General features: G+C 47.9%; 10 protein-coding genes. 8 read left to right on the top strand and 2 right to left on the bottom strand.

Features of this window, described 5'->3' with window-relative positions; all coding sequences use genetic code 11:
• Positions 1–185: 185 nt before the first annotated feature.
• Positions 186–950 carry a class I SAM-dependent methyltransferase gene (locus tag NLX82_RS07015; protein WP_023987297.1) on the top strand — a complete coding sequence of 255 codons (765 nt, stop codon included), beginning with the start codon at positions 186–188 and terminating at the stop codon, positions 948–950.
• Positions 951–1008: 58 nt separating this feature from the next.
• Here the strand turns inward: NLX82_RS07015 and NLX82_RS07020 are convergent, their stop codons facing one another.
• Positions 1009–1281: a hypothetical protein gene (locus NLX82_RS07020; protein ID WP_023987298.1), complete on the bottom strand. Its 273-nt coding sequence runs from the start codon at positions 1279–1281 to the stop codon at positions 1009–1011.
• Positions 1282–1380: 99 nt separating this feature from the next.
• Between NLX82_RS07020 and NLX82_RS07025 the strand changes: the two genes are divergently transcribed.
• The 4 genes from NLX82_RS07025 (at position 1381) to NLX82_RS07040 (ending at position 5650) form a co-directional block, all read left to right on the top strand.
• Positions 1381–2835, top strand: a complete 1455-nt coding sequence (locus NLX82_RS07025) for a PstS family phosphate ABC transporter substrate-binding protein (protein WP_068938477.1) — start codon at positions 1381–1383, stop codon at positions 2833–2835.
• Between the two features lie 145 nt (positions 2836–2980).
• Positions 2981–4222: a beta propeller repeat protein gene (locus NLX82_RS07030; protein ID WP_075153837.1), complete on the top strand. Its 1242-nt coding sequence runs from the start codon at positions 2981–2983 to the stop codon at positions 4220–4222.
• Between the two features lie 13 nt (positions 4223–4235).
• Complete coding sequence (locus NLX82_RS07035) at positions 4236–5099, top strand: aldo/keto reductase (RefSeq protein WP_254347670.1); 864 nt, start codon at positions 4236–4238, stop codon at positions 5097–5099.
• 14 nt (positions 5100–5113) lie between these two features.
• Positions 5114–5650: a mismatch-specific DNA-glycosylase gene (locus NLX82_RS07040; RefSeq protein WP_028543200.1), complete on the top strand. Its 537-nt coding sequence runs from the start codon at positions 5114–5116 to the stop codon at positions 5648–5650.
• A gap of 91 nt (positions 5651–5741) precedes the next feature.
• Here the strand turns inward: NLX82_RS07040 and ald are convergent, their stop codons facing one another.
• Positions 5742–6872, bottom strand: a complete 1131-nt coding sequence (gene ald, locus NLX82_RS07045; RefSeq protein ID WP_254347671.1) for an alanine dehydrogenase — start codon at positions 6870–6872, stop codon at positions 5742–5744.
• Positions 6873–7117: 245 nt separating this feature from the next.
• On the opposite strand from ald, the gene NLX82_RS07050 reads away from it, so the two are divergent.
• From NLX82_RS07050 to NLX82_RS07060, 3 genes are all read left to right on the top strand, one after another.
• Positions 7118–8782, top strand: coding sequence for a PucR family transcriptional regulator (locus NLX82_RS07050; RefSeq protein WP_028543198.1), 1665 nt, complete (start codon positions 7118–7120; stop codon positions 8780–8782).
• A 101-nt stretch (positions 8783–8883) separates the two neighbouring features.
• Positions 8884–10407: a copper amine oxidase N-terminal domain-containing protein gene (locus NLX82_RS07055; RefSeq protein ID WP_023987305.1), complete on the top strand. Its 1524-nt coding sequence runs from the start codon at positions 8884–8886 to the stop codon at positions 10405–10407.
• 189 nt (positions 10408–10596) lie between these two features.
• On the top strand, positions 10597–11892 hold the full coding sequence (locus NLX82_RS07060; RefSeq protein ID WP_069079708.1) for a galactokinase: 1296 nt from the start codon (positions 10597–10599) through the stop codon (positions 11890–11892).
• Positions 11893–11980: the final 88 nt, after the last annotated feature.

Here is an 11980-nt window from a genome sequence, read left to right on the forward strand (position 1 = left end):
TGGTATATGGACGGAGGTAGATGAACATGGGAAGGTTCCGACACGACATATAACAACCTCATCGACGGGCAAGAGCCCCTCCACATTAGAACTGACGTAAATAGAGGCATAGAGAGATACAACATAGAACAAACAGAGAGAAGAGATCAATAACGTACAGTTCAATGATGGAGGAGCAATACAATATGAAATATACAGAAGATCGTGAATTTCTACAGTTCTTGGAGCATCATAAGCAGTCATTTTCTGGATGGGATTTTTCATTCATCTCGGTTACGGGACGTGTGGCGAGCGAGCCTTTGGACTGGTCTTATGTCAGCAAGGCTATGAAGTTTATTCATTCATCCAAGGCGATGCTGGATATGGGAACAGGCGGGGGAGAGCTATTATCTCGGCTACGCCCTTTTCCAGAGATCGTATGTGCGACAGAAGCATATGCACCGAATGTTCCTATCGCCAAGGAAAGGTTGGAGCCGCTGGGCGTGCGCGTTATGGCTATACAGGATGACAATTCCCTTCCGTTTGGCGATGCCGGGTTCGATCTTGTGCTGAATAAGCATGAGTCATTTTCGCCAACGGAGGTACGACGTATTTTACGACCAGGTGGGACGTTTTTGACTCAACAGGTAGGGGGCCTGGATTGTGCGGGCATCAACGACCGTTTGGGAGCGCCTGATTACGAGTATGCGGACTGGACCCTCTCTCAAGCACTTGCAGGTTTGAAAAGCAATGGTTTCGAAATTGTAGAGCAGCAGGAGCAGTTTCCAGTACAGCGGTTTTACGATATTGGAGCACTTGTCTACTATTTAAAAGCCATTGAATGGCAGATTGCAGACTTTCAGCCAGAGAAATATATAGAACAGCTGTATGGTCTGTATTTGGATATCCAACGTGATGGGTACTGGGACGTGAAGCAGCACCGTTTTTTGATCCATGCCAGAGCAATATAAAGAAGATTCGATACCAAAAAGGTCTTTCCCGTGGGGGAGGCCTTTTTTGCCATAAGCATTAAGGTAAGAACAATATCAGAAGCCACATGGCGGTTGGCAGTGAAATACCAACGGCTATCGCTATATAGGGCAAGGGAGTTCGGAAGTAGTTTTTACAGTCCGCCTCCTTGTCCTTTTTCTCGTGATAGAACGCTACCTGGCTTGCAAAGCTGTGAAGTAGCTTGAGTGCTTCATCGCTGGGAATGTGCTGTAAGGAATGCCATAGATCATCATGTGCTTTTCGGAGCAAGGTTACATCAGATGTATGATTCGGATGATCGGATAAGGACATTTTTATCCTCCTCTCGTATACTAATCTTTACCATAATTGTACAATGAAGAAGCAATGGCTTACAGTCTCATTTCATTCATTAGATATAGGGGGATGTACATGTCTGATCCAAAGGGAGTTATAACCAAGCCGGAAAAGGACGAGTCTGTGCGGATAGCATGGTTTTGGCCATGGCTGGGCGGTACGTTTATGTTTGGATTGTTTTCAGTCATGTTTAATGTAGTTTGGAGTATGGTTGTGGCACCCCAAGTGCAGCTTTTGCTGAGGCATGAAGGTGTGACGGATACAACTGTGATTGTAATACTGCTTCTATATGCATGGATTATCGGTCTCATCTTTGCAGCTTATGGTGCCTTGAGTGCACGTATGTCCAGCATGGGCAAGCTTCCGCTGATGCTGACCGGGCTATTATCATTAATATGTGGGCTGTGGTTGTGGATTATAGGAATACAAGGGTCTGGTGGTCAACCTGCTGAAGTGTGGGGAGGGGCGTGGGAACTTTTTTCACTCTATCACGCCTGGGCAGAGCCTGTGTTGGAGGTACTGGGGCCATATACACAGCATGGTGAAATCTGGTTTCTACTGGCAGCACTGCTGCCGATAGCTGGCATGGTAGTAGGAGTTGGGGTGAATCGTTATCCAGCGCTAACCGACAAGAATGGTAAGGTGGATCATAGATGGCAATGGATTGTTGCCGCGATATCTGCTGCGCTCGTCATTGTGCTGACGATTACACTGATGCTTCCTCAACGCCCGTACATTGCAGAGAAGGATTTTCCGGTAGTTGACGGGGCTACGGCGGCCATTCCGTTTGCGCAGGATATGCTGCATGAACTGACTGGAATGAGCAAGGCGCGAGCGGCGCACGAGCTGAGATTCAACACGACTCATCAGGCATATGTCAATTTAATCGAAAAGAAGGCGGATCTGATTCTGGTGGCCGGTCCTTCCGATGAGGAACTGCGTCTGGCGAAAAGTCGGGGAATACAAATGAGGCTCACGCCCATTGGGTGGGATGCGTTTATTTTTCTCGTGCATCAAGACAATCCGGTTAAGGGACTTTCTTCGGAGCAGGTTCGTCGTATATATGAAGGGGCTATCCATAATTGGAATGAAGTAGGGGGCAAGGATCAGCCGATTATTGCTTACCAGCGAGAAGAAAATTCAGGCAGTCAGACATATATGCAAAAGAAAGTGATGGGAGGCCATGAAATGGCTGACCCGCCACGTGAACTACAAATTGGCATTATGGGTGGTATGATTAATGCGGTCGCAGATTTTAACAAGGATTACAACGCGCTCGGATATTCATTTTATTATTTTGCAAATGTGATGCATAATCGTCAAGAGGTCAAATTTTTGTCTATTGATGGAGTGAAGCCGAACAAAGAGCACATTCGCTCGAAACAATATCCATTCACAGCTCAACTGTTCGTGGTCACACGGGAAGGCGAGAAACCAAGCCCTTCGATGCAACGATTACTCGAATGGCTGCAAAGCGAAGCAGGAGCCCGGGCCATCGAAAAGGGTGGCTTTGTTCCTGTAAACTCGTAATCCTGTAACGATGATTCGCATACAGTCACCGTATATTCACCTTAAGAGTGAAACGAAGACAGCAGGGTAATACATAGAATATGCTTTGCTGTGAATACAATACCCGCACAGCATGTATATCACCAACATAAGGGGATGAACGAAAATGAAGAAAAAAACATCGGTCTGGGTGCTTTTACTCGCCGTAGCCATAGTGACAGCGGGGTGTGAAACAGGCTCACAAACAAGTTCGGAAACAGGACAAACAGCTCAAAATGAGCAAAAGGGTGTCACCTCGGCACAAGCGAATGGTTCAGGAACCACTGTAGATACACCGAAAACAGGAGGACAAGCAACCACAGACACTACGATAGCGAAGGTCCGCATGGACAATATTACCGCGCTGCGTTTGATCGACGGCCAATCCGGCTGGATCGGCGGAAATGGCTGGATTGCCCGTACGGACGCGATTGCATCCGATTCAGTCGGATCGACGTGGAATGTGCAATATCAGGGCCAAGGTACGGTTCAGCAGATTTTTGCCTTGAACGGACAGCAGGCTTGGGCTGTTATGGCAGACAGCGGATCGCTGCTGGCCACTCGCGATGGCGGCAAACGCTGGGAGGTTGTCGGGACTGTACCTGAGCAAGGGCAAGCGGGCTTTTTACACTTTGTATCATCCAAGGAAGGGTTCAGTGGCAACCAATATACGAAGGATGGCGGGCAAAGCTGGTCCTCGCTCCCCGTGCCTGGCCACTTGGTAGGACAGCCATATTACCATGATCAGCAAAACGGCTGGGCAGTTACGCAGGACACAGACCGTTCGTTTCAGATTTTACACACGGTTAACGGGGGCCAAAAGTGGACTACTGTCATGTCACGGACAACGGAGGCGCCTCTAAATGGAGCCATTATTCGTTCGGTAGAACGTGGCAACGCATGGATCGAGCTGGTTGGCGATACGGGGATGAATCAGACGTCGTATTCGCTTTGGCATACTGCCGATAGTGGACAAAGCTGGCGTGCTGTGCTGGCGAATGCCACTGCTGGCGGCGGTCCGGCACCAGGTATTAGCCAGCAAGACAACCAGGTTCCCAAAAATGAAGGGGCTGCACCAGGTATGCTCTATGCGGTTAATAGCAGTACCGCATGGATGGGCGGTTACTGCGCACCGTGCGACAAGCCCAATACCATCGGCTGGACGACTGACAGCGGCAAGACGTGGAACAATGGCAAGCAAGGCTTTGACGGTTATGGTGGTCAGCAAATCGGGATGGCAAATGCCAAGGAAGGCTGGGCTATTTTCTCGGATTCAGAGCAGGCCCCAGTCATGTATACCACCTCGGATGGTGGACAGCATTGGACGCAGAGCCATGTATTTGACAAGCCTGTGGCATCAGGCTCCTAAGGAGGGAATGCATATGAGCCAACATAAGAAAAGTGTGATTACCTGGACTGACGGTCGTGATGTGCCGCTAATCGGGCAGGGCACGTGGCATATGGGTGAAAAAGCGTCACTCCGCCAGGAAGAAGTGCGCGCGCTTCAACTTGGCTTGGAGCTGGGCATGACGCTGGTGGACACGGCTGAAATGTATGCGGAGGGCGGCGCAGAAGAGATCGTCGGAGAGGCCATTCGGGGTCGCCGGGATGATGTCTATCTTGTTAGCAAGGCGTATCCTCATCATGCGGACCGCCAAGGACTGGCTCAAGCGTGCGAAGCGAGCCTAACCCGAATGGGAACGGAGTATGTGGACATGTATTTGTTGCATTGGCGTGGGAATATTCCGCTGGAAGAGACGATACAAGGTATGGAAAAACTGCGTGAGCAGGGCAAAATCCGCAGCTGGGGAGTGTCCAATCTGGACAAGTCCGACATGGAGGAGCTATGGAGCCTAAGTGGAGGCGAAGCCTGCTCTGTCAACCAAGTGCTGTATCACGCAGCTTCGCGGGGCATCGAATATGATCTGCTACCTTGGAGTCGTACGCATGGGGTGCCTGTGATGGCCTATTGCCCGATTGCCCAAGGTGGCCGCCTGCGACGGGGGCTGTTGGAGCATCCTGTTATGGTAGACATTGCTGCCAGCCACGGGGTAACTCCATCCCAAATTGCGCTCGCTTGGGTCATACGGGACGGTGATGTCTGGGCAATTCCGAAGGCGGTGCAGGAATCGCATGTACGAGAAAATGCAGCGGCAGCAAGTATTCGGCTCACTCCTGAACAACTTCAACAAATAGACGAAGTTTTTCCTCCGCCAACGCGGAAGCAGCCGCTGGATATGGTTTGAGGAAGGAGGAGCCCATGACAGAGCGAGAGACAGAACTGCATGAGGTAGATGATCATCTGGATTATGGATTATCCGTTGTATTCATCGGCTTTAATCCCAGCTTGAAATCAGGCGAGGTAGGACATCATTATGCGAATCCGCGCAACCGCTTTTGGCGCATACTGGAGGGAGCAGGCTTGACACCTCGCTTGTACGATCCATCAGAAGATCGGGAGCTGCTGAAGCTGGGCTTCGGATTTACGAACATTGTTTCCCGTCCCACGAGGGGAGTAGAGGACATTGCACGCGAGGAATACGCCGAAGGACGTCTGAAGCTATACGAGAAGCTAAAGGAATACCGCCCGAGGGTTGCTTGCTTTGTCGGCAAAGGCGTGTACACCGAATACAGTAAAAAATCCAAAGTAGATTGGGGATTTCAGCCTGAACCGCTAATTCCCGAGATGCATGAATTTGTGGCACCTTCGTCTAGCGGACTGGTGCGCATGTCGCTGGAAGAAATCACAGATATTTATCGCCATCTTCAAACGTTCCTTTCGTCAGAGATCGTCTGAAATGCAGTAAGTATGGTGAATACAGCTAGCACAAAAAGAACCACACGCTCCAGTCCCTGCTGGGAAGAGTGTGTGGTTCTTTGAGCTGTTTCTATTGTAAGGCTTTCGCCTGCCATGCCTGTTCCACGGGAACATAAGGATATCCCAGATCACGTGCGACCGCTTCGTAGGTAATATGTCCGTTCAGGACATTGGTGCCGCTAAGCAGTGGCTTGCTTCTGCGAAGCGCCTCCTGCACACCCAAATCTGCGAGCTGGAGAGCAAAGGGGAGCGTCGCGTTCGTCAGAGCGAGCGTCGAGGTTTGCGGTACCGCGCCCGGCATGTTTGCTACCGCATAGTGAATGACGCCATGCTTCACATAGGTAGGCTGGTCGTGTGTCGTGATGTGGTCAATCGTCTCGACTATGCCGCCTTGGTCGATGGCGACATCCACAATCACAGAGCCGGGCTGCATCGTCTGTACCATGGCTTCCGTTACGAGCCGCGGGGCTTTGGCACCAGTGATCAGGACAGCACCGATCAGCAAATCACTTTGCGCCACGGCTTCAGCAATGTTGGACGGGGTGGACACCAGCGTATGGAGCTGATTGCCAAAAATATCGTCCAGTTGGCGCAGTCTTTGCAGGCTCAGGTCGATCAGTGTCACATCTGCCCCGAGACCGATGGCGACCTTGGCAGCATTGGTGCCGACCACCCCTCCGCCAATAATGGTCACTTTACCGCGTTTGACCCCCGGCACACCTGCCAGCAGGATGCCTTTGCCACCCTTTGGTTTTTCCAGCAGTTGTGCTCCAATTTGTACAGCCATTCGTCCGGCAACCTCACTCATCGGGGTAAGCAGCGGGAGGCTGCCTTCAACATCTAGCGTCTCATAGGAAATGGCGGCTACGCCGTTGTCTGTTAAAGCGCGGGCCAGTGCTGGCTCGGCAGCCAAATGCAGATAGGTGAATAAAATCAATCCTGGTCGAAAATACCCGTATTCAGAGGGGAGCGGCTCTTTTACCTTGATAATCAGATCCGCCTGGGACCACACGTCCGCAGCTTGCTGCACAAGAGTCGCACCCGCAGTGGCATAATCTCCATCCGTAAAGCCGCTTTCAACACCTGCATGGCTTTCCACAAATACGTGATGTCCGTGTTGAATCAATTGAGCTGCACCTGCTGGCGTTAGAGCGACACGATTTTCGTTGTTTTTAATCTCTTTCGGAATCCCAATTTTCATTTCATTCACCTCTCCTAAAAATAATTGTTAAGAAAATTACACTATCATTTTTGTGCAGTTTGCCGATTAGTTACATGGACTCAAGCCGATAAATGCAATTCATGTTAGATTAGGTACAGTTTACAAGGGGGGGGAGCTCCTTGACATCATACATTTTGTCGGATTATCTGACTTAAAGGCTCGACTTTTTGATGAATATATGTCATATAAAATGACATAAAGACATATACATAAGGAGAATGCCGATGAACGGTAAAAAAACATTTACCATTGCGGATGTGCTGGAACGTCCCGTTTTCCGGCGGGCAAAACTGGCGGCGGGGGAACAGGGCGTAAATCGCCGTGTGGGTTGGGTACATGTACTAGAAATCACAAATGTTTCTCCGTTTGTGAGCCGTCATGACTTGATTTTGACGACCGGCCTGTGGCTCACACGGAAGGGGGAAGAGCGTGCCGAGTATATGGAGCAACTGATCCGCTCGGAAGCTGCGGGATTGTGCGTGGAGCTGGGCACGAGCATTCATGAAATCCCCTCTGAAATTCTGGAGTTGGCGGAACGACATCACTTCCCGGTCATCGTATTTGAGCAGCCAGTGCGTTTTGTTGAAATTACACAAGATATTCATTCCCTACTTATTAACCGACATCATGAACTCCTAAAAGATCTGGAGCGATTTTCACGTCAGCTTCAGCAGGAGACCCTGCGCAGCACTGATATGAACGCCCTCTTGCGTGTGCTTCATGACTATGCAGCCCGGCAGGTCATCTACATGTCTTCCATTGAAACCAATCGATTCGTACCTTCCGTCCAGCCGGATCTAGCGGACCGTATTGCAGATTTTTATGCCAATGAAGTGGAATCTAGTATGACCGCCGATCGGGAGGGGCATCTGCTGTTTCACCTGAATGAATCCACCGCCGTCTTGTTCCAGCCCGTTGTATGCTTCGGTCAGGTGTTTTCCGCAGTAGGTTTGGTGCTGCATAGTGAAATGCCAACGGAAGAAATGTCGCTGTTACTCGATTACACTGCCAAGGCAGCCGCTACATTGGTGCTGAGAACACAGTTTCTTGAAGACCGATTGCTGCGTAATCAAAATGAATTGATTCAGGATGTATTGAGCGGACAGCTTCCCAGTGAAGAACAGGCCCAGACCCGAATGGGCCTGCGATTGTTATCGAAGGGGCAGTATTTATTTTGGGCAGGGGTCATTGAGGTAGAACATCAGGACAAGGATGCCAGTCAGGTACGCAAGGAATCCATCAATCAGGATGTGCTGGTGCTGCTTCGTTCATTGTTGAAAAAAGAAACGTTGCACAATCTGCTGATGATGAAGGGGAGTCAATGCTACATCCTTTGTGCCAAGGAGGAATTAACACTGCGTTCCGCAGCGCAAATGAAAAAAGTGCTTGCCCATACTGTTCAATATATTCAGAATTATGCCGCAGGACAGCTTGATAAGGTGCGCATTCATGCAGGCTTTGGTAAAGTAAGGCATCGCATGACGGGGACGGATCGCAGTTTTGAAGAGGCATATGAGGTCATTGAAGTGGCACGAAGCGTCCCAGTCATGAAGGATCGGTTATTTTACGACAGCATCGGAATCTATCAGTTGTTGAAGGCGGTGCCCCGCATTCCTTTTCTACAAGAGTTCGTAGAGGACCATTTGGGCGGGCTGATTGCGCATGATCGTGAGCACCATATGCAGCTTCTGGATACACTGGATGCCTATTTTCAATCCCATGGCTCCAAGCGTGATACCGCCGGAATTTTGTACATTCACAGACAGACCCTTTATAATCGGCTGGATAAAATTAATGAAATCATAGAGGGAAATCTGGCAGACCCTGACAAACGTCGTTGCCTAGAGATGGCGCTACTGGCTTACCGAATGCTTCAGGCTGAAAATTGATCCTAAATAACTAGTTCTATTTTCCATTCTACTCATTTACAATGCGTGTTAACACTGAGATAATAGAAGAGATAACGGAAATATCTTGAAAGGGGATTAATATGAATATAAAAAAATGGATCGCCGTCCCTCTTATTCTGTTAATGGTAGCTTTGACAGGTTGCCAGGCAGTAGGTGGATTTGATGTAAGTAAAAATTTATTGGGAACACTTGATGTGAAATCCCAGCAAACAACGGAGAAAATCTCTCTTAAATTGACTCCAAAAGAAGGAATCACGCAAGGAGATAAAGAAATCGTAGATTTGATTAATTCGATTTCCGTCACTGTGGATGAAGCCAAGGTACAATCGGAGGAACTTGCTTCTGCCAAAGGTACATTGCACATCGATAAGTATAATTTGCCGTTTGAACTTGCTTTAGACCGCCAAGGTTTGGCTATTCAACTGGAAGGTGCCAAAAAACCTTATTACATATCTTTGAACTCGCAAGAGAGTTTGAGCGGTCTGCCTGCTGGATTTGATCCATATGTATATTCCAAAGACGTGAGAGAACTGACGAAAACAGCCGCTGCACTTATGCTCAAGCATGCGCCTAACCCTTCTACCATTTCTGCAACGTCTGTAACCGAGGAAGTATACGGTGAAAAAGACAAAGTGAAACTGACCCATCTGCATGCTGAACTTCGTGGTGATGAGCTGGTAACATTGGTAAAACCGTTCCTGGCGAATCTGGCGAAGGACGAAGCAGGCTTGAAAGAGCTGATCGGGCAAGCCATTGATATGACTAAAACGATTGCTTCCGGCATGAATATTGAAGGTAGTGATAAAGTAACAACGGAACTGAGTGCTAACAAAGAAAAAATGGTCAATGAGGCTTATACCGAAGTTAAAAAGTATTTGGATCTGGCCGTTGATCAGTATGATGTAGGCGTTAGCACCATGTATGCACAGTCCCCTGAAATCAAAACGGTTCTGAGTGCTAACACGGTTCTGAAAAGCGACATGTATTTTGATGAAAAAGGAAATGTTCGCAAAGCAGCGACAGACTTGACAGTTGCTCTGCCAGATGTGGACGGTCTTCCGGTGAAGTCCTTCACAATTCTGACCGAAACTCAATCCTGGAACGTCAATGGTAGTGTGACGGCTGATAAAGTGGATATTTCTAACGGTGTTATTGATTTGAATAAACAAGCTGAATTAACTCCGGGAGCGACGCTGCGCAATTTTGAAGCGAATTCTCCGATCTACAACATTTTAAAAAATGATTTGGAAATTACAAAAGTAGAAACCATTTTCGATCCTAAAGACGATTACTACGTCTTGGAGAATCGTGGTGGCACTGCCTTTATTCCATTGCGTGAACTGACGAGCGAACTGAACTCCGAGTTAAAATGGGATGCAGCTGCTAAACAAACTACTGTAATTGATGATATTACAGGTAAGACGATTAAGCTGAAAAGTGGCTCCAAACAGGCTGTATTGGAAGGAAGCACATTGACGCTGCCACAAGCTCCATATACGGATGAATATGGCACATTGTATGTTCCTTTCAAATCAGTTGCCGAGGCGCTTGGCGCCACAGTAACTCGTAACAATGATGGGGAATATGTACTGAAACGCGACTAAAAAAGATATTCAAGGAACCGGCCCAATTAGGGCTGGTTCTTTTTTAGTTAAATTGGTAAAATGCTCAGTAAAGCGATTAAAATAAGCGCTTACAAATTTTAAAAGTGCCATACTTTTATACAGGGAAAATTGAGATAATTATAGTATCATTCCAGCATAGGAAAACACATACAATTAGGGGGATATACGATGAAAGATATGGAACTATTGAATTCCAGAGAGGGACAAATGGTGCTTGCCCGAATGTACGGTCAACAGCAAATCTCTGAGCAAACGACTCGATATGAATCACTTATACAGGCGTATCGGGAGCATTTTGGTGTAGGGGATATTGAACTGTTTAGTGCTCCGGGACGTTGCGAAATTGGTGGAAATCATACAGACCACAATCACGGGAAGGTGCTGGCAGGCAGTATAACACTCGATACCATCGCTGCAGCTTCTAAAGTGGAGGAGTCTGTAATTACATTCTTTTCTGAAGGCTATAAGACGAAGTACGTCATCGATTTAACCGACTTGTCGCCAAAACCGGAGGATGACAGTACGATGCTGCTGGTTCGTGGTATTGCCGCTGGTCTACTTGAATTCGGATACCGTATCGGGGGATTCCAAGCTTATATATCAAGTAATGTATTCTCTGCCTCAGGTTTAAGCTCTTCCGCTTCTTTTGAAATGTTGATATGCACGATATTAAATCATTTTTATAACGAGGGAGCGTTAGATGCAGTTGCTAAATCCAAAATTGGTCAGTATGCGGAAAATAGCTATTGGAATAAGCCGTCGGGACTGCTCGATCAGATGGCTTGCGCGTATGGCGGCTTGATTTCCATTGACTTTGAAAATCCCAAGGAACCGATCATAAATCCTGTTCATTGGAATTTTGAACAAAACGGATATTCCCTTGTTATTGTAAATACAGGCGGAAATCATGCTGATTTAACGGACGATTACGCGGCGGTGCCCAACGAAATGTTTGCAGTGGCTCAGTCTTTAGACGCTTCGGTTTGCCGTGACTTATTGCCAGAGGATCTATATGCCAACCTTAAAATGGTCAGGGAAAAAGCAGGAGACCGTGCAGTACTGCGGGCGTTGCATTTTTTTGAAGAAAATAGGCGTGTGGATGAACAAGTGAAATCACTGGAGGAGGGGCGCTTTACTGATTTCCTGAGGCTCATTACCGAATCTGGTAATTCCTCATGGAAATGGCTCCAAAACGTATATAGAAGTGGGGTTGCGCGGGAACAAGACGTATCGGTTGCACTGGCTTTAACCGAAATGTATTTACAATCAATAGATAACAGCGCATGCAGGGTACATGGTGGTGGCTTTGCTGGTGTCATCTTGACGATTCTTCCGAATGATCATGTGGATAATTATAAGGAGTGGATCAGCGGAATGCTGGGAACTCCGGTACTTGTTGTCAACGTCCGTGAGGACGGTGCCGTTAATGTTAGTGATTTGATAAATGTTGAACGGACTCATTGAGAGTTTACAAACTAGTCAGTCAGTAGAAGACTTTAACCCATGGGTTAAAGTCTTTGTCCTTTTTATCGCCGATACAGCTTAGGTTTGC

The organism is Paenibacillus sp. A3M_27_13 (genome assembly GCF_024213315.1).
GTDB classification, from domain to species: domain Bacteria; phylum Bacillota; class Bacilli; order Paenibacillales; family Paenibacillaceae; genus Paenibacillus; species Paenibacillus polymyxa_B.